Raw genomic sequence first — 25,164 nt, 5'->3', positions numbered from 1 at the left:
TCCCACTTCTTGATAAGGACCTGACATGAGCAAGACGCGTATTGCCTTTATCGGTGCCGGCAACATGGCCGCCAGCTTGATCGGCGGCCTGCGGGCCAAAGGTCTGGAAGCCGCGCAGATCCGCGCCAGCGATCCGGGCGAAGAAACCCGCGCCCGCGTGAGCGCCGAACATGGCATCGAAGTATTCGCCGACAATGCCCAGGCCATTGAAGGCGCCGATGTGGTCGTGCTGGCGGTCAAGCCCCAGGCGATGAAGGCTGTCTGCGAAGCCATTCGTCCAAGCCTGAAGCCTGAGCAACTGGTGGTGTCGATCGCCGCTGGCATCACCTGCGCCAGCATGAACAACTGGCTCGGCGCCCAGCCGATCGTGCGCTGCATGCCTAACACCCCGGCACTGTTACGCCAGGGCGTTAGCGGTCTGTTCGCCACCGCCCAAGTGACCGCTGAACAACGCCAGCAAGCTCAACAGCTGCTATCGGCGGTTGGTATTGCCCTGTGGCTGGATGAAGAACAGCAACTGGATGCGGTCACCGCCGTTTCAGGTTCCGGCCCTGCGTACTTTTTCCTGCTGATCGAAGCCATGACCGCCGCCGGCGTCAAACTTGGCCTGCCGGCAGACATCGCCGCCCAACTGACCTTGCAAACCGCTTTGGGCGCCGCCCACATGGCGGTGTCCAGCGACGTCGACGCCGCCGAACTGCGTCGCCGCGTCACTTCGCCCGCCGGCACCACCGAAGCCGCGATCAAATCGTTCCAGGCCAGTGGCTTCGAAGCACTGGTCGAAAAAGCCCTGGGCGCCGCCGCGCACCGCTCGGCCGAGATGGCTGAGCAACTCGGTCGCTAATCAGCACTTAATAAGGAATCAACAATGCTCGGACTCAATGACGCTGCCATTTTTGTGATCCAGACCTTGGGCAGCCTGTATCTTTTGATCGTGTTGCTGCGTTTCATCCTGCAATTGGTGCGGGCGAACTTCTACAACCCGCTCTGCCAATTCGCCGTCAAGGCCACTCAACCGCTACTCAAGCCACTGCGCCGGGTTATCCCGAGCATGTTCGGGCTGGACATGTCCTCGCTGGTGCTGGCTCTGGTCGTGCAAATGGCGCTGTTCGCGGTCATCCTGCTGCTCAGTGGTTACTCGGTCGATGTGCTGTTCCTGGCCCCTTGGGCGCTGATCGGCATCTTCGCGCTGTTCTTGAAGATTCTGTTCTGGGCGATGATCATCAGCGTGATCCTGTCCTGGGTCGCTCCGGGGAGCCACAACCCGGGCGCCGAGCTGGTCCAGCAAATCACTGAACCGGTACTGGCGCCGTTCCGCCGAATCATTCCGAACCTGGGCGGTCTCGACATCTCGCCGATCTTCGCCTTCATCGCGCTGCAATTGCTGCAGAGCTGGCTGATTCCACGCCTGGCTTACTACGCGCTGATGCCGAAGGAATTGTTTGGCCTGATCTGATTCTGCTGCACCGAGGCTGATCGTTCCCACGCTCTGCGTGGGAATGCCTCAACGGACGCTCCGCGTTCGGCTCTGGCTGTGACGCAGAGCGTGGGAACGATCATCTCGGGTAGTCGCTTGCTGCTATGGGCAGCGGTCTTTAGACTTACGCCTCATTTCAACGAGAGCAGGGTCGATGCCAGCTGCCTTTCCCCCCGATTCTGTTGGTCTGGTGACGCCACAAGTGGCGCACTTCAGCGAACCCCTGGCGTTGGCCTGCGGCCGTTCGCTCCCGGCCTATGACCTGATCTACGAGACCTACGGGACCTTGAACGCCACGGCGAGCAACGCCGTGCTGATCTGCCACGCCTTGTCCGGCCACCACCATGCCGCCGGTTATCACAGCCCCGACGATCGCAAACCCGGTTGGTGGGACAGCTGCATCGGGCCCGGCAAGCCCATCGACACCAGCAAGTTCTTCGTGGTCAGCCTGAACAACCTCGGTGGCTGCAACGGCTCTACCGGCCCGAGCAGTATCAACCCGGAAACCGGCAAGCCGTTCGGTGCCGATTTCCCGGTATTGACCGTGGAAGACTGGGTGCACAGCCAGGCGCGCCTGGCCGATCGCCTCGGCATCGCCCAGTTTGCCGCCGTGATCGGCGGCAGCCTGGGTGGTATGCAGGCGATGCAGTGGAGCATCACTTACCCAGACCGCATCCGTCATTGCCTGGCCATCGCCTCGGCACCCAAGCTGTCGGCGCAGAACATCGCCTTCAACGAAGTGGCACGCCAGGCGATCCTCACCGACCCCGAATTCCACGGCGGCTCGTTCCAGGAGCACAACGTGATCCCCAAGCGCGGGCTGATGCTGGCGCGCATGGTCGGGCACATCACCTACCTGTCCGACGACTCCATGGGTGAGAAATTCGGCCGCGGCCTGAAAAGCGAGAAGCTCAACTACGACTTCCACAGCGTCGAGTTCCAGGTCGAAAGCTACCTGCGCTATCAGGGTGAAGAGTTCTCCGGGCGTTTCGACGCCAACACCTACCTGCTGATGACCAAGGCCCTGGACTACTTCGACCCGGCGGCCAACTTCGACGATGACCTGGCGAAAACCTTTGCCAACGCCACCGCCAAGTTCTGCGTGATGTCGTTCACCACCGATTGGCGCTTCTCCCCTGCCCGCTCGCGGGAACTGGTGGACGCGCTGATGGCCGCGCGCAAGGACGTCTGCTACCTGGAAATCGACGCGCCGCAAGGCCACGACGCCTTCCTGATTCCGATCCCGCGCTACTTGCAGGCGTTCGGCAATTACATGAACCGCATTACGTTGTGAGATAGCCATGAGAGCTGATCTGGAAATCATCCAGGAATGGATACCCGCCGGCAGCCGCGTGCTCGACCTCGGTTGCGGCAACGGCGAATTGCTGACCTGGCTGCGCGACAACAAGCAGGTCACCGGCTACGGCCTGGAAAACGACGCGGATAACATTGCCGAGTGCGTGGCCAAGGGCATCAACGTCATCGAGCAGGACCTGGACAAGGGCCTGGGCAACTTCGCCAGCAACAGTTTCGACGTCGTGGTCATGACCCAGGCGCTGCAAGCGGTGCACTACCCGGACAAGATCCTCGACGAAATGCTGCGCGTCGGCCGCCAGTGCATCATCACCTTCCCCAATTTCGGTCACTGGCGCTGCCGCTGGTACCTGGCGAGCAAGGGCCGGATGCCGGTTTCCGAGTTCCTGCCGTACACCTGGTACAACACGCCGAACATCCACTTCTGCACCTTCGCCGACTTTGAAGCCTTGTGCCTCGAACGTGAAGCCAAGGTCATTGATCGGCTGGCCGTGGATCAACAGCATCGGCACGGGTGGGCCAGTAAGCTATGGCCTAATCTGTTAGGTGAGATCGGCATTTACCGCGTCAGCAGCCCGGGGCTTGCAGACCACAAGGTCGCGGTCTGAACACCTTAATTTCGAGGAGAATGATCATGGGTCGTCTAGCGCTGTTTCTACTTACCGCCTGCCTGAGCGTCACGGCCATGGCTGCTGATGCAATCAAAGGTGATCGCAAGGAAGTCTTTGGCGACACGACGGTGCACTACAACACCTTCAACTCCACCTTCCTGACACCCGACATTGCCAAGGCCGCGGAACTTACACGCAGCAAGAATCAGGGCGTGATCAACGTTTCGGTGATCAAGGATGGCAAACCGCAGATGGCCCAGGTCAGTGGTACGGTCAAAGACCTGACCAGCCAGAGCATTAACCTGAAATTCCGGCAGATCACCGAACAAGGCGCGATCTACTACATCGCCCAATACCCGGTGGAACAGCAGGAAACCCGTACCTTCGACATCAAGGTGCAGGTCGGTGACAAAATCAACACCATCAACTTCAACCAAGAGCTCTTCCCCGGCGAATGATCAACTTCACGCAACTCGTACTGGCCAGCCATAACGCAGGCAAACTCAAGGAACTCCAGGCCATGCTCGGCGAGTCGGTGCAACTGCGCTCGATCGGCGAGTTCAGCAGCGTGGAGCCTGAAGAAACCGGCCTGTCGTTCGTCGAGAACGCCATCCTCAAGGCCCGCAATGCCGCGCGCATTTCCGGCTTGCCGGCACTGGCCGACGATTCCGGGCTGGCGGTGGATTTCCTTGGCGGTGCGCCGGGCATCTACTCGGCGCGTTATGCCGATGGCAAGGGCGATGCGGCGAACAACACCAAGCTGCTCGAGGTGTTGAAGGACGTGCCTGAAGCCGAGCGCGGCGCGCAGTTCGTCTGCGTACTGGCGCTGGTGCGTCACGCCGACGATCCGCTGCCGATTCTCTGCGAAGGCCTGTGGCACGGGCGCATACTGACCCAGGCCAGCGGTGAACACGGTTTTGGCTACGACCCGCTGTTCTGGGTACCGGAGCGTGATTGCTCCAGCGCCGAGCTAAGTCCGGGCGACAAGAACCAGATCAGTCACCGCGCCCGTGCAATGGATCTGCTGCGCCAGCGCCTGGGCTTGAAATGACCCGTGAATCCTCCGCGTCGCCGCTGATCTTCGGCGGCGCCGCACAATCGCCTCGGGCCGCCCTGCCTGTGCTGCCGCCCTTGGCGCTGTACATCCACATCCCGTGGTGCGTACGCAAATGCCCTTATTGCGACTTCAACTCCCACACCGCCAGCCCCGTGCTGCCGGAAGAAGAGTATGTCGACGCCTTGCTGGCTGATCTCGATCAGGACCTGCACGCCGTCTACGGCCGAGAGCTGAGCTCGATCTTCTTCGGCGGCGGTACGCCCAGCCTGTTCAGCGCACAAGCCTTGGGGCGCTTGCTCAAGGGTGTGGAGCAGCGCATTCCTTTCGCCAGCGACATCGAGATCACCCTGGAGGCCAATCCGGGAACGTTCGAACAAGAGAAATTCGTGGCTTACCGCGCGCTGGGCATCAATCGCCTGTCGATAGGCATCCAGAGTTTCCAGCAAGACAAGCTTCAGGCGCTGGGACGAATTCACAACGGCGACGAAGCGGTACGCGCCGCCGGCATGGCGCGACAGGCCGGGTTCGACAACTTCAACCTGGACCTGATGCATGGTTTGCCCGATCAATCCCTGGACGACGCTTTAAGCGACCTGCGCCAGGCCATTGCGTTGAAGCCGACGCATTTATCCTGGTACCAGCTGACCCTGGAGCCGAACACCGTATTCTGGAACCAGCCGCCGACGCTGCCGGAAGACGATACGCTGTGGGACATTCAGGAAGCCGGCCAGGCGCTGTTGGCCGAACACGGTTACAAGCAGTATGAAGTCTCGGCGTATGCCCAACCGGGTCGCCCGGCACGACATAACCTCAATTACTGGAGCTTTGGCGACTTCATCGGCATCGGCGCCGGCGCCCACGGCAAGCTCAGCCATCCGGACGGGCGCATTATCCGTACCTGGAAAACCCGCTTGCCGAAGGACTACCTGAATCCGAAAAAGCGCTTCCAGGCTGGCGAAAAAGCGCTGACCAATGAAGAAATGCCGTTCGAGTTCCTGATGAACGCCCTGCGCCTGACCGCAGGTGTCGAGGCGCGGCTGTATCCGGAACGCACTGGCATGACCCTGGAAAGCCTCGCCGAAAGCCGTCGCGAAGCCGAACAAAGCGGCCTGTTGCAGGTCGAACCGTCACGTCTGGCGGCGACCGAGCGCGGACAACTCTTCCTCAACGACTTGCTGCAGAAATTTCTGACATAAGGAAATCGAATGGATTTGGTACTCGACCTGCTCGCCACCGCGTCTCGCTGGAGCCGCAGCAACCTCTCGGAAATCGCCCTCGCCCTGGTCGGTTGCCTGCTGGTGCTGTTCGGTGCAGATTTCAAGGGCTGGGTCGAGCAACGCCTGGGCAGCATCGCCGGCGCCTTGCGCGTACCGTTGATGTCCCTGCTGTGCATGATCGGCAGCGGTGCGGCGCTGATCTACGCCACGCCGTGGATCGTCAAGGGCCTGAGCCAGTTCAACAACTACAGCCTGGCACCGGTATTGCTGGTGGTGCTGGTGCTCATCGGCGTAGTAGCCGACCGCCGCTGATTCCCTGGTCATTGATCGTTCCCACGTTCTGCGTGGGAACGATCAGCTGTGGCGCGATTTAGGACTGCTTCTCGAACTTCAGATCCCAAACGCCATGCCCAAGACGTTCGCCCCGGCGTTCGAACTTGGTGATCGGGCGCTCGGCCGGGCGCGGCACGCACTTGCCGTCTTCGGCGAGGTTGCGGTAACCCGGGGCAACGTTCATCACTTCCAGCATGTACTCGGCGTACGGCTCCCAGTCGGTGGCCATGTGCAGGATACCGCCGACCTTCAACTTGCTCCGCACCAGCTCGGCGAAAGACGCCTGAACGATACGACGCTTGTGGTGACGGCTCTTGTGCCATGGGTCCGGGAAAAACAGCATCAGGCGATCCAGGCTGTTATCGGCCACGCAGCGGTTGAGCACTTCGATGGCATCGCAATCGTAGACCCGCAGGTTGGTCAAACCCTGGGTCAACACGCCATTGAGCAGCGCGCCAACACCTGGACGGTGAACCTCGACGCCGATGAAATCCTGCTCCGGCGCCGCCGCAGCCATTTCCAGCAGCGAATGGCCCATGCCGAAGCCGATTTCCAGCGAACGCGGTGCCGAGCGACCGAACACCTGGTCGAAGTCCACCGGCGCATCGGCCAGGGGCAGTACGAACAGCGGCGCGCCCTGCTCCAGGCCACGTTGCTGGCCTTCGGTCATGCGCCCGGCGCGCATCACGAAACTCTTGATGCGGCGGTGTTGGCGCTCGTCGCCTTCTTCCGTCTGGATTGGCGTGTCGTTCGATTCAGTCATCAATGGCTCTTACTTGATCAGACCATCCAGCGGCGAAGAGGCGCTGGCATAGAGTTTTTTCGGCATGCGGCCGGCGAGGTAGGCCAGGCGGCCTGCGACGATCGCGTGTTTCATGGCTTCGGCCATCATGATCGGCTGCTGGGCGTGGGCGATGGCCGAGTTCATCAGCACCGCATCACAGCCCAGTTCCATGGCGATGGTGGCGTCGGAAGCGGTACCGACACCAGCATCCACCAGCACCGGGATTTTCGCTTCTTCAAGGATGATCTGCAGGTTGTACGGGTTGCAGATCCCCAGGCCCGAACCGATCAGACCGGCCAGCGGCATGACCGCGATGCAGCCGATTTCCGCCAGCTGGCGGGCGATGATCGGGTCGTCGCTGGTATAGACCATCACGTCGAAGCCTTCCTTGACCAGCGATTCGGCGGCCTTGAGAGTTTCGATCACGTTGGGGAACAGGGTTTTCTGATCCGCCAGCACTTCCAGTTTCACCAGGTTGTGACCATCGAGCAGCTCACGGGCCAGGCGGCAGGTGCGCACGGCCTCGACAGCGTCGTAGCAACCGGCGGTGTTCGGCAGGAAGGTGTAGCGATCCGGCGAGAGGAAATCCAGCAGGTTCGGTTCGCCCGCGTTCTGGCCGAGGTTGGTACGGCGCACGGCGAAAGTGACGATCTCGGCACCCGAGGCCTCGATGGCCAGGCGGGTTTCTTCCATGTCACGGTACTTGCCGGTACCGACCAGCAAACGCGACTGGTAAGTACGACCGGCCAGGACGAAAGGCTTGTCGCTACGAACGATGCTCATGGGGAATCCTCTGTAGGGGTGAGGGTCTTGCAGAATTCTGTCGGCCCTTGGGCCACGGGGCTAGCCGCCGCCGATGGCGTGCACCACTTCGACATTATCGCCGTCGTTCAACGCAGTATCTGCGTGCTGGCTGCGCGGAACGATATCCAGATTGAGTTCGACCGCCACCCGGCGTCCGGTCAGGTCCAGACGGGTCAGCAGGGCCGCAACGGTTTCACCGTCGGGCAGTTCAAAGGATTCGCCGTTCAACTGAATGCGCATGTCGAATGCCGCCATCATTTTTTGGGGCTGGCATTCTAGCCCGATCGTGACCTAAAGGTCAGCAACAAGCGTCAAGCGGTCAGCGGCAGGCGCCAGGCGGCGAGACCCAGGCAAAGCCAGCCTGCGAGGAAGGCCAGGCCACCGAAGGGGGTGACGATGCCCAGCTTGCTGACACCCGTCAGCGTCAGCACGTACAGGCTGCCGGAGAACAGCACGATGCCGATGGCAAACGAAGCGCCGGCCCAGGTCACGAGGCGACCGGGAATCTGCGTAGCCAGCAACGCCACGCCCAACAATGCCAGGGTATGCACCAACTGGTAGGTGACGCCGGTATGGAAAACCGCCAGGTATTCGGCGCTCAGCCGGTTTTTCAGGCCGTGGGCGGCAAACGCCCCGAGACCGACACCGGTGAAGCCAAAAAAAGCGGCCAGCATCAAAAAGCCACGCAGCATGAAGAACTCCAGTCAGTCTCGATCAACAGGGTCTGTATAATGGCCCGCTCAACGGGTTCGGCCAAGCCATCTCTATGCTGCGTATCTATTTCCGCCATTTCATCAAGGCCGTGCTCTGGTTCATGGGTGCCAGCGTATTGCTGGTGCTGATTTTCCGCGTGGTACCCCCGCCGGGGACGGCCCTGATGGTCGAGCGCAAGATCGAATCCTGGTTCGACGGCGAACCCATTGACCTGCAGCGCACCTGGAAGCCGTGGGAAGAGATCTCCGACGACCTGAAAGTCGCGGTGATCGCTGGCGAAGACCAGAAATTCCCCGAACACTGGGGGTTCGACGTGAATGCGATCAAGGCGGCACTGGCCCATAACGAGCTCGGCGGTTCGATTCGCGGCGCCAGCACCCTCAGCCAGCAGGTGTCGAAAAACCTGTTCCTGTGGTCCGGACGCAGCTGGCTGCGCAAAGGCCTGGAAGCCTGGTTTACCGGGTTGATCGAAGTGTTCTGGCCCAAGCAGCGGATTCTTGAGGTGTACCTCAATAGCGTCGAATGGGACGATGGAGTGTTTGGCGCCGAAGCGGCGGCCAGGCATCACTTTGGTACAAGCGCAAAAGGCCTCACTCGCCAGCAATCGAGCTTGCTGGCCGCCGTATTGCCGAACCCGCGAGTGTGGAGCGCCAGCCATCCGACCGCTTACGTGGCACGGCGTGCAGGCTGGATACGGCGGCAGATGAGCCAGCTCGGGGGCGATAGCTATCTGGTGGGGCTCAATGATTCGCGTCGGGCGCCGTGGTCTCAATAACACACGCGCGGCGCGTAACAACCAAAAAAAACGCCCCGATCAATGATCGGGGCGTTTTTTATTGCCTTCGTGCAGGTTACGCGGCGATCGACAACTTGAGCTTGTTCATCGCGCTCTTCTCGAGCTGACGGATACGCTCGGCCGACACGTTGTACTTCTGCGCCAGGTCGTGCAGCGTGGACTTTTCTTCTGCCAGCCAGCGCTGGTAGAGGATGTCGCGGCTACGGTCGTCCAGCACTTCCAGCGCTTCGTGCAGGTTGTGGTTGGAGTTGTCGCTCCAGTCGGCATCTTCCAGTTGACGGGCCGGGTCGTACCGGTGGTCTTCCAGATAGTTGGCCGGCGACTGGAAGGCGCTGTCGTCATCGGCTTCGGCAGCCGGGTCGAAGGCCATGTCATGACCGGTCAGGCGACTTTCCATCTCGCGCACTTCCCGCGGCTCGACACCGAGGCTTTCCGCCACACGGTGGACTTCCTCGTTGTTCAGCCAGGCCAGACGTTTTTTCTGGCTGCGCAGGTTGAAGAACAGCTTGCGCTGGGCCTTGGTGGTCGCGACTTTGACAATACGCCAGTTACGCAGGATGAATTCGTGGATCTCGGCCTTGATCCAATGCACGGCAAAGGACACCAGGCGCACACCCATTTCCGGGTTGAAGCGCTTCACGGCCTTCATCAGGCCGACGTTACCTTCCTGGATCAGGTCAGCCTGGGCCAGACCGTAGCCGGAATAGCTACGGGCGATATGTACGACAAAACGCAGGTGGGCGAGCACCATCTGCCGAGCCGCCTCAAGATCCTGCTCATAATAGAGACTCTCGGCCAGTTCACGCTCCTGCTCCGGCGTCAGCAATGGAATGCTGTTGACGGTGTGCACATAGGCCTCCAGGTTCGCACCCGGGACCAGAGCATATGCAGGCTGCAAAGAATTGGTCATACGAAAAAACCTCCCACTTACATACTCGTGCCATTGGCACTGCGAAAATTGACCGGAAACCGCAAGACAAGTTCCCTTAGAAACTGCAAGGTCAATCACGCGCAAAAAAGATTCTACTTCGGCGCCAGCTCCCTGAGATGACGTGCGACTGCAATCCATGCACCGATATAACCCAACAGCACCGCGCCAAGCAAGAGAGACAGACCGTCGGCAACCGGTACGCCGGCCAGTGCGAAATCACTGCCGTACAACCCGGCCAGCCCGACCACTGCATCGTTCAGCCAGTCCAGGCCGAATGCCAATACACCCCAGGAAAGAATCCCCGCACCGAAACCGTACAGCGCCCCCATATAGAGAAAGGGTCTGCGCACATAGCTGTCAGTGCCGCCCACGAGTTTAATCACTTCTATCTCTGTGCGGCGGTTTTCAATATGAAGACGAATGGTATTGCCTATCACCAAAAGTAATGCAGACACCAGAAGCACGGTCAGACCGAAGACAAATCGGTCGCCCAGCTTGAGGATGGCTGCCAGACGCTCGACCCAGACTAGATCAAGTTGCGCCTGTTGTACCTTGGGCAGTTCGGAAAGTTTTTGCCTTAATGCTTCAAGGGCCGGCTTGTCGACCTCGGTCGGCGTTACCAGCACCACGCCTGGCAGCGGGTTCTCCGGCAGCTCCTTGAGCGCTTCGCCCAGGCCCGACTGCTGCTGGAACTCTTCCAGCGCCTGATCCCGACCGACGTATTCGGCATCAGCCACCCCGGGGATGCCCTTGATCTGTTCGCGCAGCGCCTCGCCATCCGTCGGGCTGGCCTCGAGTTGCAGGTACAGGGAAATCTGCGCCGCGCGCTGCCAGGAACCGCCGAGGCGCTCGACGTTACTTAGCAAAAGTGACAGGCCCATGGGCAAACTCAAGGCCACCGCCATCACCATGCAGGTGAAAAAGCTGCCAATAGGCTGCTTGCCCAGGCGACGCAAGCTGTCCAGCAGGCTGGCGCGATGGCTTTCGATCCAGGCGCGCAACAGCGTGGCGAAATCCGGACCATCATCGTCGTCGTGTTTTTTCTTCTGCGGTTGCGGGTCGGCAGCCTTGGGGGCCACGCGCTCGGAAACCTTTGGACTGCGAGTAGCACTCATTCGCCGGCCTCCCCATCACCGATCAATCGGCCGCGTTGCAGTGTCAGCATGCGGTGGCGCATGCGCGCGATCAACGCCAGGTCGTGGCTGGCAATCAACACGCTGGTGCCCAGGCGATTGATGTCTTCGAACACACCCATGATTTCCGCCGCCAGACGCGGGTCGAGGTTACCGGTCGGCTCGTCCGCCAGCAGCAGCGCCGGGCGGTGAACGATGGCGCGGGCAATACCGACGCGTTGTTGCTGACCGGTGGACAAGTCGCCGGGATACAGATCGGTCTTGTCCGACAGCGCCACGCGCTCCAGGGCCGAGTCCACGCGCTTGGCAATTTCAGCCTTGGACAAACCGAGGATCTGCAACGGCAGCGCGACGTTATTGAACACCGTGCGATCGAACAGCAACTGGTGGTTCTGGAACACCACGCCGATCTGCCGACGCAGGAATGGAATCTGTGCGTTGCTGATGGTGCTCAGGTCTTGCCCGGCCAGCAGCAGCTTGCCGCTGGTCGGGCGCTCCATGGCCAGCAACAGCCGCAACAAAGTGCTCTTGCCAGCGCCGGAATGGCCTGTGACAAACAAAAATTCGCCCCGACGGACTCGAAAGCTCAGCTCATGCAAGCCGACGTGACCGTTCGGGTAGCGTTTACCGACCTGTTCGAAACGAATCATGAACGCTCCCGCTCGGCAAACAGTGCCTGGACAAAGGGTTCAGCTTCAAAAGTGCGCAAATCGTCAATGCCTTCACCGACGCCGATGTAGCGGATCGGCAGGCCAAACTGCTTGGCCAGGGCGAAAATCACCCCGCCCTTGGCGGTCCCGTCGAGCTTGGTCAGCGCCAGGCCGGTCAGTTCGACGGTCTGGTTGAATTGCTTGGCCTGGTTGATGGCGTTCTGGCCGGTGCCGGCATCGAGTACCAGCAGCACCTCGTGCGGCGCGTCGGCATCGAGCTTGCCGATCACCCGGCGAACCTTTTTCAGCTCTTCCATCAGGTTGTCTTTGGTGTGCAGGCGACCGGCGGTGTCGGCGATCAGCACATCGATGCCACGGGCCTTGGCGGCCTGCACGGCGTCGAAGATCACCGAAGCCGAGTCGGCCCCGGTGTGCTGGGCGATGACCGGAATCTTGTTGCGTTCGCCCCAGACCTGCAATTGCTCGACCGCGGCAGCGCGAAAGGTGTCGCCGGCGGCAAGCATGACTTTCTTGCCTTCCAGCTGCAGTTTCTTCGCCAGCTTGCCAATGGTGGTGGTTTTACCGGCACCGTTGACGCCCACCACCAGGATCACGAAAGGCTTGTTCTGCGAGGTGATTTTCAGCGGCTGCTCGACGGGCTTGAGCATGGCCGCCAGCTCGGCTTGCAGGGATTTGTACAGCGCATCGGCATCGGCCAGCTCTTTGCGCGCAACCTTCTGGGTCAGGCGCTGAATGATCACCGAAGTGGCCTCCACACCGACATCGGCGGTCAGCAGGCGGGTTTCGAGGTCATCGAGCAGCTCGTCATCGATGGCTTTCCTACCCAGGAACAGGCTGGCCATGCCTTCGCCGATGCTGGCACTGGTCTTGGACAGGCCTTGCTTGAGGCGGGCGAAGAACCCGGCTTTGGTTTCCTCGGTGCGTACCGGCTCGACGGGCACTTCCACTGGCACTTCGACGGGGGCAGCGACAACAGGCGTAATAACAGGTGCAGGTACAGGTGCAGGTGCAGGTGCAGGTGCAGGTGCAGGTGCAGGTGCAGGTGCAGGTGCAGGCTCTGGCGCCTGGACAATCGGCGCAACCGGCGCAACCGGCGGAACAAATACAGGGGCCGCAGGCGTTGGCGCAGCTTCGACGACAGGCGCAACGACCGGCTCGATCACTGGCGCCCGGGCCGCCTCCGGCGTCCACGCAGCGGGTGCCGGAATAGGCGGCGTCACATGTGGCGCCTGTTCGTCTTCGACCAGCGCCACCGGCTCTTCCGCTACCGGCAAGGTCAACCAGGGCTCGGCGACCGGGGTCAGCGGCAATTCGACGACGATTTCAGGCGCCGTCTCTGCAACCGGTTGCAGCAGCGGCTCGGCGATCGGCAATACAACCGGCGCAGGTTCGGCGTTTACCACCGGCGCGGGTGTTGGCTCAGGAAGTGGTTGTGGCTGTTCGACGACGGGTTCCTGCGGCTTTTTGCGCAGCCATCCGAACAGGCTTTTCTTTTCGCCAGCCGCAGCTGGGGTCTTCTTGTCGTCGTTGGAACCAAACATGGAGGACGGCTATCTCACGGTAGCGACGCGCCAACGGGCGCCCCGGCAAATGAATATTCGATGCAGAACAGACTGCGATTGACCCAGCTTGTTCATGCGCAACATTTTGTCGAGGTGCGAAACGGCACCCTGCAAAAACGATTTAACTATGGACTGAGGCGGAAAATCGGCGAAAAAGCTGAGTTTAGTTGATAAACCACAGCTTACAGCCGCAAACCCAAACAACCTGATCAAACGCAAAGGCCTGATAGGCGTGGCCGCCAGTAAAACGGATCAGTATCCTAGCACCCTCTCGCCCGCTGACGCTAAGAACAAGCGGGCAGCCCCAAAGGTTTAAAAACGAATGAATGCCCTAGCCCGCCGCGCTGCAGGCCTGCTGCTCAGCACACTTTGCCTGCCCTTTTCGGCCCTGGCGGCCGACCCGCAACCGACCCACGAATTCACCCTCGACAACGGCCTGAAGGTCGTCGTGCGCGAAGACCATCGCGCGCCGGTGGTGGTTTCCCAGGTCTGGTACAAGGTTGGCTCCAGCTACGAGACGCCAGGCCAGACCGGCCTGTCCCATGCACTGGAACACATGATGTTCAAGGGCAGCGAGAAAGTCGGCCCCGGCGAAGCGTCGCTGATCCTGCGCGACCTCGGCGCCGAAGAAAACGCCTTCACCAGCGACGACTTCACGGCGTATTACCAGGTCCTGGCCCGCGACCGACTGGGCGTGGCCTTCGAACTCGAAGCCGACCGCATGGCCAGCCTGCGCCTGCCGCCCGACGAGTTCGCCCGCGAGATCGAAGTCATCAAGGAAGAACGGCGCCTGCGCACCGACGACAAACCCATGTCCAAGGCCTACGAGCGCTTCAAGGCCATGGCTTACCCGGCCAGCGGCTATCACACGCCGACCATTGGCTGGATGGCCGACCTGGACCGCATGAAAGTCGAAGAGCTGCGTCACTGGTACCAATCCTGGTACGTGCCGAACAACGCCACGCTGGTGGTGGTCGGCGATGTGACGCCGGACGAGGTCAAGACCCTGGCCCAGCGCTACTTCGGCCCGATCGCCAAGCGCGAGGTACCGGCGGCGAAGATTCCGCTGGAACTGGCCGAGCCCGGCGAACGCCAGATCACCCTGCATGTAAAGACCCAATTGCCCAGCCTGATGCTGGCCTTCAACGTGCCGAGCATCGCAACCGCCGAAGACAAGCGCCTGGTCAACGCCTTGCGGCTGATCTCAGCCCTGCTTGACGGCGGCTACAGCGGACGCATCCCGACGCAACTGGAGCGCGGCGAAGAGCTGGTGTCCGGCGGCTCGTCGAGTTACGACGCCTACACCCGTGGCGACAGCCTGTTCACCCTGTCGGCAACGCCCAACAGCCAGAAGAACAAGACCATCGCCCAGGCCGAAGCCGGTTTGTGGAGGCTGCTTGAACAACTGAAAACCACCGCGCCGACCACCGAAGAGCTGGAACGTGTACGGGCACAGGTCATCGCCGGGCTGGTATACGAGCGCGACTCGATCACCAGCCAGGCCACTGCCATCGGCCAACTGGAGACCGTCGGCCTGTCGTGGAAGTTGATGGACACCGAGCTCGCTGAGCTGGAAAGCGTGACACCGCAAGACATCCAGAACGCCGCCAAGCTGTATTTCACCCGCGAACGTCTCAGCGTCGCCCATGTTCTGCCGGAGGAGACGACTCATGAGTGAACATAAAAAACCGCGCCTGGCCCTGCTCGGCCTGATCGCAGTCGTCCTGATCGGCTCTGCTGCATTTTACTTCTCCAGGACCGATGACTCTGTTGCCAGCGAAGCGCTGGATAAGGCCAAGGCCAGCCAGAAACTGCAATCGCTGACCGAACTCAATGGCAAGGCGCCGAGCCACCGCAAACTCGACGTGCAAACCTGGAGCACCGCCGAAGGCGCCAAGGTGTTGTTCGTCGAAGCCCGTGAGCTGCCGATGTTCGACATGCGCCTGATCTTTGCCGCCGGCAGCAGCCAGGACGGCAACGCACCGGGCTTGGCGCTGTTGACCAACGCCATGCTCAACGAAGGCGTGGCCGGCAAAGATGTCAGCGCCATTGCCCAGGGCTTCGAAGGCCTGGGCGCCGACTTCGGCAACGGTGCTTATAAAGACATGGCGGTGGCGTCCCTGCGCAGCCTCAGCGCCGCGGACAAACGCGAACCGGCGTTGAAGCTGTTCGCCGAAGTCGTCGGCAAACCGACCTTCCCCGCCGACTCGTTTACCCGCATCAAGAACCAGATGCTCGCCGGTTTCGAATACCAGAAACAGAACCCCGGCAAACTCGCCAGTCTCGAGTTGATGAACCGCCTGTACGGCGAACACCCGTACGCGCACGCCAGCGATGGCACGGCGCAAACCGTTCCGGCCGTCACCCTCGCGCAACTGCGCGGGTTCCACCAGAAAGCCTATGCCGCGGGCAACGTGGTGATCGCGCTGGTCGGCGACCTGTCCCGCGCCGAAGCCGAAGCCATTGCCGCACAGGTCAGCGCCGCCCTGCCCAAAGGCCCGGCCCTGCCGAAGATCGAGCAACCCGCCGAACCCAAGGCCAGCATCGGCCACATCGAGTTCCCGTCCAAGCAAACCAACCTCATGCTCGCGCAACTGGGCATCGACCGGGACGATCCGGATTACGCGGCACTGTCCATGGGCAACCAGATCCTCGGCGGTGGCGGTTTCGGCACTCGACTGATGAGCGAAGTGCGCGAGAAGCGCGGCCTGGCGTATGGTGTGTACTCAGGTTTCAGCCCGATGCAGGTACGTGGCCCGTTCATGATCAACCTGCAGACCCGCGCCGAGATGAGCGAAGGCACCCTGAAACTGGTGCAGGATGTGCTCGCCGACTACCTCAAGACCGGCCCGACCGAAAAAGAACTCGACGATGCCAAGCGCGAACTGGCCGGCAGCTTCCCGCTGTCTACCGCCAGCAACGCCGATATCGTTGGCCAGCTGGGCGCGATCGGCTTCTACGACTTGCCGCTCAACCACCTGGAAGAATTCATGCAGCAGTCGCAGAACCTGACCGTCGAGCAGGTCAAGGCGGCCATGAACAAACACCTGAGCACGGACAAACTGGTCATCGTCAGCGCTGGCCCGACCGTGCCGCAAAAGCCGTTACCGGCCCCTACTGATAAACCCGCCGAGCAACCGCTCGGGGTTCCGGAGCATTAATGGCCACTTCTCGCCCGAAAAAACCTGTCCACAACGTGCATAACGGTGTGAACCAGCTGCGCATCATCGGCGGCGAATGGCGCAGCCGCAAGCTGAGCTTCCCCGATGCGCCGGGCCTGCGCCCGACGCCGGACCGGGTGCGCGAAACCCTGTTCAACTGGCTCGCACCCTACGTCCCGGGCGCCAAGGTGTTCGATCCGTTCGCCGGTAGCGGCGCGCTGTTCCTCGAGGCACTGTCCCGTGGCGCTGCGATGGGCCAGGCGTTGGATGCCAGTAGCCTTGCGGTATCGAGCATCAAGGAGCACCTGGGTACCCTGCGCTGCACCACCGGCCAGATTCAAACGGCCGACGCCTTGCGCTACCTGGAAACCCAGACCGCCGTTGCCTACGACCTGGTGTTCCTCGACCCGCCGTTCAACCAGAACCTGCTGCCGACCGTTTGCGCCCTGCTTGAAGAGCGCCATTGGCTGGCTGACGACGCCTGGGTCTACACCGAAAGCGAAAACGCACCCTCGAGCCTCGGCCTGCCGGGGAACTGGCGCCTGCACCGGGAGCAAAAATCCGGACGGGTCTATTATTCATTGTGGCAACGTATGGCAGAGATCGCCGGTTAATCGACCGGCCTGAACAAGGCGCGCGCCTCAATGCAGGCGTGCGCCACTGCATAGAGACCCATCGTGTTCCATCCGCCAGAACGCTTCATCCCGGCCTTCGGCCTCGGCAATCCGCACTTGCAGACCTTGTGGGGCCCGCTGTGGCGCAAAACCACCCACCTGCAACGAGAGCGTGAACGTCTGTGGCTCGAGGACGGCGACTTCCTCGACCTCGACTGGCATGGCCCGCACACCGTCGATGCGCCTTTGGTACTGGTGTTGCACGGACTCACCGGCTCGTCGAACTCACCTTACGTTGCCGGGATACAGAAAGCGCTGGGCGATCAGGGCTGGGCCAGTGTCGCGTTGAACTGGCGTGGCTGCTCCGGCGAACCCAATCTGTTGCCGCGCAGCTACCATTCCGGCGCCAGTGAAGACCTGGCCGAAACCATCAGGCACCTGCGGGCAAAGCGCCCTCTCGCGCCGTTGTATGCCGTCGGTTATTCCCTGGGTGGCAATGTGCTGCTCAAGCATCTGGGCGAAACCGGCAGTGCCAGCGGCGTGCTCGGTGCGGTGGCGGTGTCGGTGCCGTTTCGCCTGGACCAGTGCGCCGACCGCATCGGCCAGGGTTTCTCCAAGGTCTATCAGGCGCACTTCATGCGCGAGATGCTGGCCTACATCAAGAACAAGCAACGGCAGTTTCAGCACGACGGCCGCGAAGAAGGCCTCGCGGCCCTCGCGGCGCTGGGCTCGCTGGAAAACATGCGCACGTTCTGGGATTTCGATGGCCGGGTGACCGCGCCGCTCAATGGTTTCGCCGATGCCCACGACTACTATCGCCGCGCGTCGAGCCGCTACTTTCTCGGCGAGATCTGCACACCAACCCTGATCATCCACGCAGCCGACGACCCCTTCGTTTTTCCCCATAGCCTGCCGCACGCTGACGAGTTGTCAGCCTGCACGCAATTCGAATTGCAGGCCCGGGGCGGGCATGTCGGCTTTGTCGATGGCACCTTCCGCCAACCAGGGTACTACCTGGAACGACGCATCCCGCAGTGGCTGGCCAGCATGGGTCGCGGGTAAGCCATGGAGAACGCCCGGGGCGAGTCCATCCATTTCTGGCAAACGGCACCGCTGGCCGGGGTCGAGTTGTTGTCGGCGCGCTACATCGAGCACCGTTTCGCCCCCCATGTGCATGACGGCTATGTGATCGGCATGATCATGGCCGGCGCCCAGCGTTACCGTTATCGCGGCGCCGAACACCTGGCCGGCAGCGGCACATTGGTGCTGATCAACCCTGATGAACTGCACACCGGCCACAAGGGCACGGAGGACGGCTGGTTGTACCGGGCCTTCTATCCCGACAGCGGGCAGATTCTTTCACTGTTGGCCGAGCTGGAACTGCCGACCCATCACCTGCCGGCGTTCGGCGCCACACTGTATCGCGACCAGGATCTGGTGAACGGCTTCTGTCAGTTGCATCGCTTGCTGGAAAGCCCGGCCACCGCACTGCAACAACAGGCCGCCTGGCGGGAACTGATGCTGTCACTGCTGCAACGTCACGCGGCGGTGCCGGTTGCCGGCAAACCAGGCAAGGAGCACCGAGCAGTGACATTGGCCAAGGACCTGATGCACGCGCAATTGGCGACGCCTCCTTCACTGGAAGAACTGGCAGCGGCGGTGAACTTGTCGCCTTTCCACTTCGCCCGGGTATTCCGCCGCGCAACCGGCATGCCGCCGCATACCTGGCTGATGCAACAGCGCATCGCTCGGGCGCGGGCGTTGTTGCAGGGAGGTTGTTTGCCGCTGGACGTCGCGACACAACTGGGGTTTGCCGACCAGAGTCACCTGAGCCGGCAGTTCAAGCAGGTGTACGGGGTTGGTCCTGGGGCGTATCGCAGCGCGCGCCTCTAAAAGATCGCAGCCTGCGGCAGCTCCTACAGTGGCCTACCCAGGTAGGAGTTGCCGCAGGCTGCGATCTTTTGATCTTTATTCGCCGGTGACAACGCCCCGCGCCGGATCATTGATCCACTCACTCCACGACCCGGCATACAACGCCCCCAACGGATAACCCGCCAGGCACAGGGCGAACAGGTTATGACACGCCGTCACGCCAGAACCGCAATACGCCACCAGATCGACCGGCGAACGCCCGCCGAGTTTCGAGGCAAACCGCTGTTTGAGCTGATCGGCTGGCAAGAAACGCCCGTCGCTGCCCAGGTTGTCGGTGAAGGCCGCACATTGCGCACCGGGGATGTGCCCGGCAATCGGGTCGATCGGTTCAACCTCACCCTTGAAGCGCGGCAAGGCGCGGGCATCGAGCAAGGTCAGCGCGGGTTGGGCCAGACGCTCCTGCAACTGCTCGGCGCTGAGAGTCAGCCCGTTGTCCGGTACTCCAGTAAATGTGCCGCGACGGGTCGACGGTGGATCAAGGCTCAGGGGAAGGCCCGCCGCGTGCCAGGCCTTGAGCCCGCCATCGAGGATAAAAACGCCGTCACGCTTGCCCAGCCAGGCCATCAGCCACCAGGCCCGCGCCGCAAAGGCACCCGGACCGTCGTCATACAAAACCACTTCGCTGTCGGCGTTGATGCCCCAGGCTTGCAGGCGTTCGATCAGGTCCGCCGGCTCGGGCAATGGATGACGCCCGGTCACGCCCTTGACCACTTTGCCACTCAGGTCGCGCTCGAGATCGGCAAAAGACGAGCCACCGATGTGCCCTTGCGCGTAGCTGCGCTGGCCGTAATCCGGGTCTTCAAGAGCAAAACGACAATCAAGAATCACCAACCCCGGCTGGTCCTTTTTCAGGTCCAGTGCTTGCGGGCTGATCAGTTGCGCAATGGGCATAACGGGCTCCTGTGGTGGGCTGTTTTCGATCCTGCTGAATTCTTTATTTCATACTTCTTCCAATGCCTGGGCCAGCGGCACGTAAAACTCTTCGAACAGCGCGTCGACCGCGTCACGAGCCTGATCCGTGACGAAACCCGCCTCCAGCACCAGCACCTGGTACACGCCGCGCTTGATGGCTTGCTCGCTGAGGTGGCTGGAGTTTTCCCGCGTGGTGCACAAAAAACGCACCCAGGAGGTGAGGATGATCCAGGCATTGAGCGTCAGGGACTCGATCTGCACCCGATCCATCTTCAGGATGCCCGCGGCGACAAAACCTTCGTAGATGGCAGCGCCCTGAATCACGCAGCGCTGGGAAAAACGCCGGTAGCGAGCGGCCAGCTCCGGGTCACTGTCGAGCAGGTGCTCCAGGTCCCGGTGCAGGAACCGGTAGCGCCACATGGCTGACAGCAGCTCCTTGAGGTAGAAGCGCTTGTCTTCCACCGTGGCGGCGCGCCCCTGTGGCGGACGCAGGAAGCTGTCCACCAGGCTCTCATACTCGCTGAACAGCACGGCGATGATCGCCTGCTTGTTCGGGAAGTGGTAGTACAGGTTGCCCGGAGAAATCTCCATGTGGGCGGCGATGTGGTTGGTGCTGATGCTGCGCTCGCCCTGCTGGTTGAACAGCTCCAGGCTGTTCTGCACGATGCGCTCGCTGGTTTTTATCCTGGGGGCCATGGCTAGAGCTTAAATTCAGAGTGCGTTGAGGGGCATCTTACGGCCTATCCGCGAGCGGAGAAAACAAAGCAGTGCCGAGGATGGCATTTGACTTTTTAGAGTATAGACTCTAAAAGTGCTCTCACTACAATAAATCCGGAGCCGACCATGACTGCTGACATTTCCTACCTGCAAAACCTCCAGCAGCCCCTGGAAGAGCTCAAGGCACTGTTCGACGCACAGCGCGCGGCCTATGCCGCCAACCCAATGCCACCCGCGGCCCAGCGCCAGCAATGGCTCAAGGCACTGCGCGATTTGCTGGATAACGAACGCCAGGCCCTGATCGATGCGATCAGCCAGGACTTCAGCAACCGCAGCGCCGATGAAACCCTGCTCGCCGAACTGATGCCCAGCCTGCACGGCATTCATCACGCCAGCCGCCACCTCAAGGGCTGGATGCGCGCGTCGCGGCGCAAGGTCGGTGTCGCGTTTCAGCCGGCTTCGGCGAAGGTGGTCTACCAGCCACTGGGCGTGGTTGGGGTCATCGTGCCGTGGAACTATCCGCTGTACCTGGCCATTGGCCCTTTGGTCGGCGCGCTATCGGCGGGCAACCGGGTGATGCTCAAACTCAGCGAATCGACCCCGGCAACAGGTTTGCTGCTCAAGGCATTGTTCGCGCGAATCTTCCCAGGAGACCTGGTCTGCGTGGTGCTGGGCGAAGCCGATATCGGCGTGGCGTTTTCACGCCTGCCCTTCGATCACCTGCTGTTCACCGGCGCCACCAGCATCGGCAAACACGTGATGCGCGCAGCGGCGGAAAACCTGACGCCGGTCACGCTGGAACTGGGCGGCAAGTCCCCCGCCATTGTTTCCCATGACGTACCGCTCAAGGATGCCGCCGAACGCATCGCTTTCGGCAAGACCCTCAATGCCGGCCAGACCTGCGTGGCCCCGGATTACGTGCTGGTGCCGGAAGACCGCGTGGGCGCATTCGTGGAGGCCTATCGACAGGCGGTTCGCGGTTTTTATCCGACCCTCGCCGACAACCCGGACTACACCGCGATCATCAATGACCGGCAACTGGCGCGACTCAAGGGCTATGTCAGTGACGCCACCAGCAAGGGTGCGCTACTGATTCCATTGTTCGAGCAAGGCCAAGGCCGCCGCATGGCACATAGCCTGCTGCTCAACGTCAGCGACGAGATGACGGTGATGCAGGATGAAATCTTCGGCCCGTTGTTGCCGATCGTGCCGTACAAGCATCTGGACCAGGCGTTTGCCTACATCAACCAGCGCCCTCGCCCACTGGCGCTGTACTACTTCGGCTACGACAAGCGCGAGCAAAACCGCGTGCTCAACGAGACCCATTCCGGAGGCGTGTGCCTCAACGACACCCTGCTGCACGTGGCGCAGGATGACATGCCGTTCGGCGGCATCGGCCCTTCAGGCATGGGCCATTACCACGGCCACGAAGGCTTCCTGACCTTCAGCAAGGCCAAAGGTGTGCTGATCAAGCAGCGGTTCAACGCGGCGAAGCTGATCTACCCGCCCTACGGCAAAGCCATTCAGAAACTGATCCAGAAGCTGTTTATCCGCTAACGATAGCCACCGCCGGGTAATAACAATAATGCACCCAAGCCTGTCCGAAACACCCGCGCTGTCACGGCGCGGCCTGCTCAAATTCAGTCTCGGCGCCAGCGCCTTTCTTGCCACCGCCGGGTTGGGGGCCAGCCTCGGCGGCTGCTCATCGAGCGTTCCTGCCAATGGCTTCACGGCGCTGCGCAGTGGCGACCTGCAGTTTCTGCGCGCCCTTGTGCCGGTGATGCTCGACGGCGCAGTAACGGCCGTCAGCATGCCCGAGGCTGTCGAGGGCACCTTGAAAAGCCTCGACTACAACCTCGGTCACCTGTCGCCGGAAATGCTCAAGCTCACCCGGCAATTGTTCGACGTGCTGGGCATGGCCGTGACCCGGGGGCCGCTGACCGGGATCTGGGGCAGCTGGGAAAACGCCAGCGCCGAGGATATCCGGCACTTCCTCGATCGCTGGGAAAACAGCTCGTTGAGCCTGCTGCGCATGGGTCACAGTTCACTGCTGCAGCTGGTGATGATGGCCTGGTACGGGCGTAAGGAATCGTGGGCGCATTGCGGGTATCCGGGGCCGCCCAAGGTTTGAGACCGAGTCGCTCCCTTCGCCTGTAGGAGCGAGGCTTGCCCGCGAAGGCGTCACCCGCGTCGCCCCATCATCCAACAATAAAAAGAGAACCCGAAGATGCCTGTACCCGATCCGTTCCGCGAAGGCATGGCCCGCGGCTGGAAAACCCATGACGGCTCGCAACTGACCCAGGACCTGACCCTCGAAGCGGATGTGGCGATTATCGGCAGCGGTGCCGGTGGCGGGACCACGGCCGAAATCCTCAGTGCGGCCGGCTACAAGGTGCTGCTGATCGAGGAAGGCCCGCTCAAGACCAGCAGCGACTTCAAGTTGCTCGAAGACCAGGCCTACGCCAGCCTCTACCAGGAAGGCATCGGCCGCATGAGCAAGGACGGCGCGATCACCATCCTCCAGGGCCGGGCGGTAGGCGGTACCACGCTGATCAACTGGACCTCCAGTTTCCGCACACCGGAACCGACCCTGGAACACTGGGCCAAGGAACACGACGTGAAGGGCCACTCCCCTGCTGAAATGGCGCCCTGGTTCGAGAAAATGGAGCAGCGCCTGGGCGTCGCTCCGTGGCTGGTGCCGCCCAATGCCAACAACGATGTGATCCGCAAGGGCTGCGAAAAGCTCGGTTACAGCTGGCATGTCATCCCGCGCAATGTGCGCGGCTGCTGGAACCTCGGCTACTGCGGCATGGGCTGCCCGACCAACGCCAAGCAGTCGATGATGGTCACGACCATTCCGGCCACCCTGGAAAACGGCGGCGAGTTGCTTTATCTGGCCCGCGCCGAAAAACTCATCATCAGCGGCGACACCGTCACCGGGTTGCACTGCGTGGCGATGGACGAGCGCTGCGTCGAGCCCACCGGACGCAATATCAGGGTCAAGGCCAGGCATTACGTGTTGGCCGGCGGCGGTATCAACAGCCCGGCGTTGCTGTTGCGCTCCGACGCGCCCGATCCGCACAAGCGGCTGGGCACACGAACCTTCCTGCATCTGGTGAACATGTCCGCCGGCTTGTTTGACGAGGTCATCAACCCGTTCTATGGCGCGCCACAGTCGATCTACTCCGATTATTTCCAATGGCAGGATGGCACCGCTGGCAAGATTGGATACAAACTGGAGGTTCCGCCGCTACACCCGGCGCTGGCCGCCACCTTGCTGGGCGGCTTCAGCCAGGAAAGCGCCCGACACATGGCCGACCTGCCGCACACCCACGCCATGCTGGCGTTGCTGCGCGACGGATTCCACCCCGACAGTACCGGTGGCAGCGTCCAACTGCGCGGTGATGGGACGCCAGTGCTCGACTACCAGGTTTCACCCTACGTCTGGGACGGTTTGCGCCGGGCCTTCCACAGCATGGCCGAGATCCAGTTCGCCGGGGGTGCCAAGGCCGTGATGCCCATGCACGCCGATGCCCGCTACGTTAAAACCCTGGGCGAAGCGCGCACGCTGATCGACGGGCTCAACCTGGCGTTGTACCGCACACGCTTGGGCAGCGCCCATGTGATGGGCGGCTGCAGCATGGGCGAAGACCCGAAAAATGCCGTCACCGACAGCCTTGGCCGGCATCATCAACTGGGCAATCTGTCGATCCATGACGGCTCGCTGTTCCCCACCAGCATTGGCGCAAACCCGCAGTTGTCGGTCTACGGCCTGACGGCGCAACTGGCGACTTCCCTGGCCGAACGTTTAAAAAAACCATGAAAAAAGTGATTATTCCCATCGTCTATAGTGCTTTCTTACCCAACAGGCGACTTGGCCGACCGGTTTGGCTGCGATACCATCCGAGTCCCCAACGCACTCCCGCCAGGACGACGCGATGAACCGAGTGTTGTACCCAGGTACCTTCGACCCTATTACCAAGGGCCATGGCGATCTGGTCGAACGCGCCTCGCGCCTGTTCGATCACGTGATCATTGCCGTTGCCGCCAGCCCGAAGAAAAACCCGTTGTTTCCTCTGGAACAGCGTGTGGAGCTGGCCCGCGAAGTCACCAAGCATCTGCCGAACGTTGAAGTGGTCGGCTTCTCGACGCTGTTGGCGCATTTTGCCAAAGAGACGAACGCCAATGTGTTCCTGCGTGGCTTGCGCGCAGTGTCGGATTTCGAATACGAATTCCAGCTGGCCAACATGAACCGCCAGCTGGCCCCGGATGTGGAAAGCCTGTTCCTTACCCCGTCCGAGCGTTATTCGTTCATTTCTTCGACGCTGGTTCGTGAAATTGCAGCCTTGGGCGGCGATATCACCAAGTTCGTGCACCCGATAGTGGCGGATGCCCTGACACTTCGATTCAAGAAGTAGACCCGG

28 protein-coding genes are annotated in these 25,164 nt (G+C 61.6%); 18 read left to right on the top strand and 10 right to left on the bottom strand.

Annotation, left to right across the window (positions count from 1 at the left end; all coding sequences use genetic code 11):
• Window positions 1-25 precede the first annotated feature (25 nt).
• The 8 genes from proC (at window position 26) to ACIO0C_RS01395 (ending at window position 5,988) form a co-directional block, all read left to right on the top strand.
• Window positions 26-844, top strand: coding sequence for a pyrroline-5-carboxylate reductase (proC, locus tag ACIO0C_RS01430; RefSeq protein WP_401306895.1), 819 nt, complete (start codon window positions 26-28; stop codon window positions 842-844).
• Window positions 845-868: 24 nt separating this feature from the next.
• Window positions 869-1,456, top strand: coding sequence for a YggT family protein (locus tag ACIO0C_RS01425; protein WP_110750274.1), 588 nt, complete (start codon window positions 869-871; stop codon window positions 1,454-1,456).
• Window positions 1,457-1,631: 175 nt separating this feature from the next.
• Window positions 1,632-2,771: a homoserine O-acetyltransferase gene (locus tag ACIO0C_RS01420; protein ID WP_401306892.1), complete on the top strand. Its 1,140-nt coding sequence runs from the start codon at window positions 1,632-1,634 to the stop codon at window positions 2,769-2,771.
• Between the two features lie 7 nt (window positions 2,772-2,778).
• Window positions 2,779-3,399: a methionine biosynthesis protein MetW gene (metW, locus tag ACIO0C_RS01415; RefSeq protein WP_401306889.1), complete on the top strand. Its 621-nt coding sequence runs from the start codon at window positions 2,779-2,781 to the stop codon at window positions 3,397-3,399.
• A gap of 26 nt (window positions 3,400-3,425) precedes the next feature.
• On the top strand, window positions 3,426-3,860 hold the full coding sequence (locus ACIO0C_RS01410; RefSeq protein ID WP_401306886.1) for a DUF4426 domain-containing protein: 435 nt from the start codon (window positions 3,426-3,428) through the stop codon (window positions 3,858-3,860).
• On the top strand, window positions 3,857-4,453 hold the full coding sequence (gene rdgB / locus ACIO0C_RS01405; protein ID WP_401306883.1) for an RdgB/HAM1 family non-canonical purine NTP pyrophosphatase: 597 nt from the start codon (window positions 3,857-3,859) through the stop codon (window positions 4,451-4,453). The genes ACIO0C_RS01410 and rdgB overlap by 4 nt, the downstream gene beginning before the upstream one ends.
• Window positions 4,450-5,655: a radical SAM family heme chaperone HemW gene (gene hemW, locus ACIO0C_RS01400; RefSeq protein WP_401306881.1), complete on the top strand. Its 1,206-nt coding sequence runs from the start codon at window positions 4,450-4,452 to the stop codon at window positions 5,653-5,655. Before rdgB ends, hemW begins: the two co-directional genes overlap by 4 nt.
• Before the next feature lie 9 nt (window positions 5,656-5,664).
• Window positions 5,665-5,988: a DUF3392 domain-containing protein gene (locus tag ACIO0C_RS01395; protein ID WP_008063519.1), complete on the top strand. Its 324-nt coding sequence runs from the start codon at window positions 5,665-5,667 to the stop codon at window positions 5,986-5,988.
• Between the two features lie 58 nt (window positions 5,989-6,046).
• On the opposite strand, the gene trmB is transcribed toward ACIO0C_RS01395, so the two are convergent.
• The 4 genes from trmB to ACIO0C_RS01375 form a co-directional block, all read right to left on the bottom strand.
• Complete coding sequence (gene trmB, locus ACIO0C_RS01390; protein WP_008065101.1) at window positions 6,047-6,772, bottom strand: tRNA (guanosine(46)-N7)-methyltransferase TrmB; 726 nt, start codon at window positions 6,770-6,772, stop codon at window positions 6,047-6,049.
• Between the two features lie 9 nt (window positions 6,773-6,781).
• On the bottom strand, window positions 6,782-7,576 hold the full coding sequence (locus ACIO0C_RS01385) for a thiazole synthase (protein WP_090326117.1): 795 nt from the start codon (window positions 7,574-7,576) through the stop codon (window positions 6,782-6,784).
• Window positions 7,577-7,636: 60 nt separating this feature from the next.
• Entirely contained in the window at window positions 7,637-7,837 is a 201-nt protein-coding gene (gene thiS / locus ACIO0C_RS01380) for a sulfur carrier protein ThiS (RefSeq protein ID WP_050562648.1), read from the bottom strand.
• A gap of 71 nt (window positions 7,838-7,908) precedes the next feature.
• The gene (locus ACIO0C_RS01375; RefSeq protein WP_401306875.1) at window positions 7,909-8,289 is read right to left on the bottom strand and encodes a DUF423 domain-containing protein; all 381 of its coding nucleotides are present in this window, start codon (window positions 8,287-8,289) and stop codon (window positions 7,909-7,911) included.
• A 74-nt stretch (window positions 8,290-8,363) separates the two neighbouring features.
• Between ACIO0C_RS01375 and mtgA the strand changes: the two genes are divergently transcribed.
• On the top strand, window positions 8,364-9,086 hold the full coding sequence (gene mtgA, locus ACIO0C_RS01370) for a monofunctional biosynthetic peptidoglycan transglycosylase (RefSeq protein WP_401306873.1): 723 nt from the start codon (window positions 8,364-8,366) through the stop codon (window positions 9,084-9,086).
• Window positions 9,087-9,162: 76 nt separating this feature from the next.
• Here mtgA and rpoH read toward each other — a convergent pair whose 3' ends face one another.
• The 4 genes from rpoH to ftsY all read right to left on the bottom strand — a co-directional run bounded on the left by rpoH (window position 9,163) and on the right by ftsY (window position 13,383).
• Window positions 9,163-10,017, bottom strand: a complete 855-nt coding sequence (rpoH, locus tag ACIO0C_RS01365) for an RNA polymerase sigma factor RpoH (RefSeq protein WP_008065085.1) — start codon at window positions 10,015-10,017, stop codon at window positions 9,163-9,165.
• 113 nt (window positions 10,018-10,130) lie between these two features.
• Entirely contained in the window at window positions 10,131-11,153 is a 1,023-nt protein-coding gene (ftsX, locus tag ACIO0C_RS01360; protein ID WP_180202290.1) for a permease-like cell division protein FtsX, read from the bottom strand.
• Window positions 11,150-11,821 carry a cell division ATP-binding protein FtsE gene (gene ftsE / locus ACIO0C_RS01355; protein ID WP_008065082.1) on the bottom strand — a complete coding sequence of 224 codons (672 nt, stop codon included), beginning with the start codon at window positions 11,819-11,821 and terminating at the stop codon, window positions 11,150-11,152. Before ftsE ends, ftsX begins: the two co-directional genes overlap by 4 nt.
• On the bottom strand, window positions 11,818-13,383 hold the full coding sequence (gene ftsY / locus ACIO0C_RS01350; protein WP_401306869.1) for a signal recognition particle-docking protein FtsY: 1,566 nt from the start codon (window positions 13,381-13,383) through the stop codon (window positions 11,818-11,820). Before ftsY ends, ftsE begins: the two co-directional genes overlap by 4 nt.
• 343 nt (window positions 13,384-13,726) lie before the next feature.
• On the opposite strand from ftsY, the gene ACIO0C_RS01345 reads away from it, so the two are divergent.
• The 5 genes from ACIO0C_RS01345 to ACIO0C_RS01325 all read left to right on the top strand — a co-directional run bounded on the left by ACIO0C_RS01345 (window position 13,727) and on the right by ACIO0C_RS01325 (window position 19,072).
• Window positions 13,727-15,082 (top strand): M16 family metallopeptidase, encoded by a 1,356-nt coding sequence (locus tag ACIO0C_RS01345; protein WP_401306867.1) that lies wholly within the window; start codon window positions 13,727-13,729, stop codon window positions 15,080-15,082.
• On the top strand, window positions 15,075-16,565 hold the full coding sequence (locus tag ACIO0C_RS01340; RefSeq protein ID WP_401306864.1) for a M16 family metallopeptidase: 1,491 nt from the start codon (window positions 15,075-15,077) through the stop codon (window positions 16,563-16,565). The genes ACIO0C_RS01345 and ACIO0C_RS01340 overlap by 8 nt, the downstream gene beginning before the upstream one ends.
• Window positions 16,565-17,179, top strand: a complete 615-nt coding sequence (gene rsmD / locus ACIO0C_RS01335; protein WP_401306862.1) for a 16S rRNA (guanine(966)-N(2))-methyltransferase RsmD — start codon at window positions 16,565-16,567, stop codon at window positions 17,177-17,179. Before ACIO0C_RS01340 ends, rsmD begins: the two co-directional genes overlap by 1 nt.
• A 63-nt stretch (window positions 17,180-17,242) precedes the next feature.
• Window positions 17,243-18,241, top strand: a complete 999-nt coding sequence (locus tag ACIO0C_RS01330) for a hydrolase (RefSeq protein ID WP_401306859.1) — start codon at window positions 17,243-17,245, stop codon at window positions 18,239-18,241.
• A 3-nt stretch (window positions 18,242-18,244) separates the two neighbouring features.
• Window positions 18,245-19,072 (top strand): AraC family ligand binding domain-containing protein, encoded by an 828-nt coding sequence (locus ACIO0C_RS01325; protein WP_401306856.1) that lies wholly within the window; start codon window positions 18,245-18,247, stop codon window positions 19,070-19,072.
• A gap of 75 nt (window positions 19,073-19,147) precedes the next feature.
• On the opposite strand, the gene ACIO0C_RS01320 is transcribed toward ACIO0C_RS01325, so the two are convergent.
• Both ACIO0C_RS01320 and ACIO0C_RS01315 read right to left on the bottom strand, forming a co-directional pair.
• Window positions 19,148-20,002 carry a sulfurtransferase gene (locus tag ACIO0C_RS01320; RefSeq protein WP_401306853.1) on the bottom strand — a complete coding sequence of 285 codons (855 nt, stop codon included), beginning with the start codon at window positions 20,000-20,002 and terminating at the stop codon, window positions 19,148-19,150.
• A 48-nt stretch (window positions 20,003-20,050) separates the two neighbouring features.
• The gene (locus ACIO0C_RS01315) at window positions 20,051-20,719 is read right to left on the bottom strand and encodes a TetR/AcrR family transcriptional regulator (protein ID WP_401306850.1); all 669 of its coding nucleotides are present in this window, start codon (window positions 20,717-20,719) and stop codon (window positions 20,051-20,053) included.
• Window positions 20,720-20,866: 147 nt separating this feature from the next.
• Between ACIO0C_RS01315 and ACIO0C_RS01310 the strand changes: the two genes are divergently transcribed.
• The 4 genes from ACIO0C_RS01310 (at window position 20,867) to coaD (ending at window position 25,158) form a co-directional block, all read left to right on the top strand.
• Entirely contained in the window at window positions 20,867-22,297 is a 1,431-nt protein-coding gene (locus tag ACIO0C_RS01310; RefSeq protein ID WP_401306847.1) for a coniferyl aldehyde dehydrogenase, read from the top strand.
• Window positions 22,298-22,325: 28 nt separating this feature from the next.
• Window positions 22,326-22,871, top strand: coding sequence for a twin-arginine translocation pathway signal protein (locus ACIO0C_RS01305; RefSeq protein WP_401306845.1), 546 nt, complete (start codon window positions 22,326-22,328; stop codon window positions 22,869-22,871).
• Window positions 22,872-22,967: 96 nt separating this feature from the next.
• Window positions 22,968-24,563, top strand: coding sequence for a GMC family oxidoreductase N-terminal domain-containing protein (locus ACIO0C_RS01300; RefSeq protein WP_401306843.1), 1,596 nt, complete (start codon window positions 22,968-22,970; stop codon window positions 24,561-24,563).
• A gap of 115 nt (window positions 24,564-24,678) precedes the next feature.
• The gene (coaD, locus tag ACIO0C_RS01295; protein WP_180202280.1) at window positions 24,679-25,158 is read left to right on the top strand and encodes a pantetheine-phosphate adenylyltransferase; all 480 of its coding nucleotides are present in this window, start codon (window positions 24,679-24,681) and stop codon (window positions 25,156-25,158) included.
• Window positions 25,159-25,164 lie beyond the last annotated feature (6 nt).

The sequence above is a fragment of the Pseudomonas sp. NPDC087336 genome, assembly GCF_044744285.1.
In the GTDB taxonomy this organism is placed as follows: Bacteria; Pseudomonadota; Gammaproteobacteria; order Pseudomonadales; family Pseudomonadaceae; genus Aquipseudomonas.
This window is presented reverse-complemented; position numbering and strand designations above follow the sequence as displayed.

Coding starts and splice junctions, on each gene's coding strand:
- proC (WP_401306895.1), top strand. CDS start 26: ATGAGCAAGACGCGTATTGCCTTTATCGGTGCCGGCAACATGGCCGCC.
- ACIO0C_RS01425 (WP_110750274.1), top strand. CDS start 869: ATGCTCGGACTCAATGACGCTGCCATTTTTGTGATCCAGACCTTGGGC.
- ACIO0C_RS01420 (WP_401306892.1), top strand. CDS start 1,632: ATGCCAGCTGCCTTTCCCCCCGATTCTGTTGGTCTGGTGACGCCACAA.
- metW (WP_401306889.1), top strand. CDS start 2,779: ATGAGAGCTGATCTGGAAATCATCCAGGAATGGATACCCGCCGGCAGC.
- ACIO0C_RS01410 (WP_401306886.1), top strand. CDS start 3,426: ATGGGTCGTCTAGCGCTGTTTCTACTTACCGCCTGCCTGAGCGTCACG.
- rdgB (WP_401306883.1), top strand. CDS start 3,857: ATGATCAACTTCACGCAACTCGTACTGGCCAGCCATAACGCAGGCAAA.
- hemW (WP_401306881.1), top strand. CDS start 4,450: ATGACCCGTGAATCCTCCGCGTCGCCGCTGATCTTCGGCGGCGCCGCA.
- ACIO0C_RS01395 (WP_008063519.1), top strand. CDS start 5,665: ATGGATTTGGTACTCGACCTGCTCGCCACCGCGTCTCGCTGGAGCCGC.
- trmB (WP_008065101.1), bottom strand. CDS start 6,772: ATGACTGAATCGAACGACACGCCAATCCAGACGGAAGAAGGCGACGAG.
- ACIO0C_RS01385 (WP_090326117.1), bottom strand. CDS start 7,576: ATGAGCATCGTTCGTAGCGACAAGCCTTTCGTCCTGGCCGGTCGTACT.
- thiS (WP_050562648.1), bottom strand. CDS start 7,837: ATGCGCATTCAGTTGAACGGCGAATCCTTTGAACTGCCCGACGGTGAA.
- ACIO0C_RS01375 (WP_401306875.1), bottom strand. CDS start 8,289: ATGCTGCGTGGCTTTTTGATGCTGGCCGCTTTTTTTGGCTTCACCGGT.
- mtgA (WP_401306873.1), top strand. CDS start 8,364: ATGCTGCGTATCTATTTCCGCCATTTCATCAAGGCCGTGCTCTGGTTC.
- rpoH (WP_008065085.1), bottom strand. CDS start 10,017: ATGACCAATTCTTTGCAGCCTGCATATGCTCTGGTCCCGGGTGCGAAC.
- ftsX (WP_180202290.1), bottom strand. CDS start 11,153: ATGAGTGCTACTCGCAGTCCAAAGGTTTCCGAGCGCGTGGCCCCCAAG.
- ftsE (WP_008065082.1), bottom strand. CDS start 11,821: ATGATTCGTTTCGAACAGGTCGGTAAACGCTACCCGAACGGTCACGTC.
- ftsY (WP_401306869.1), bottom strand. CDS start 13,383: ATGTTTGGTTCCAACGACGACAAGAAGACCCCAGCTGCGGCTGGCGAA.
- ACIO0C_RS01345 (WP_401306867.1), top strand. CDS start 13,727: ATGAATGCCCTAGCCCGCCGCGCTGCAGGCCTGCTGCTCAGCACACTT.
- ACIO0C_RS01340 (WP_401306864.1), top strand. CDS start 15,075: ATGAGTGAACATAAAAAACCGCGCCTGGCCCTGCTCGGCCTGATCGCA.
- rsmD (WP_401306862.1), top strand. CDS start 16,565: ATGGCCACTTCTCGCCCGAAAAAACCTGTCCACAACGTGCATAACGGT.
- ACIO0C_RS01325 (WP_401306856.1), top strand. CDS start 18,245: ATGGAGAACGCCCGGGGCGAGTCCATCCATTTCTGGCAAACGGCACCG.
- ACIO0C_RS01320 (WP_401306853.1), bottom strand. CDS start 20,002: ATGCCCATTGCGCAACTGATCAGCCCGCAAGCACTGGACCTGAAAAAG.
- ACIO0C_RS01315 (WP_401306850.1), bottom strand. CDS start 20,719: ATGGCCCCCAGGATAAAAACCAGCGAGCGCATCGTGCAGAACAGCCTG.
- ACIO0C_RS01310 (WP_401306847.1), top strand. CDS start 20,867: ATGACTGCTGACATTTCCTACCTGCAAAACCTCCAGCAGCCCCTGGAA.
- ACIO0C_RS01305 (WP_401306845.1), top strand. CDS start 22,326: ATGCACCCAAGCCTGTCCGAAACACCCGCGCTGTCACGGCGCGGCCTG.
- ACIO0C_RS01300 (WP_401306843.1), top strand. CDS start 22,968: ATGCCTGTACCCGATCCGTTCCGCGAAGGCATGGCCCGCGGCTGGAAA.
- coaD (WP_180202280.1), top strand. CDS start 24,679: ATGAACCGAGTGTTGTACCCAGGTACCTTCGACCCTATTACCAAGGGC.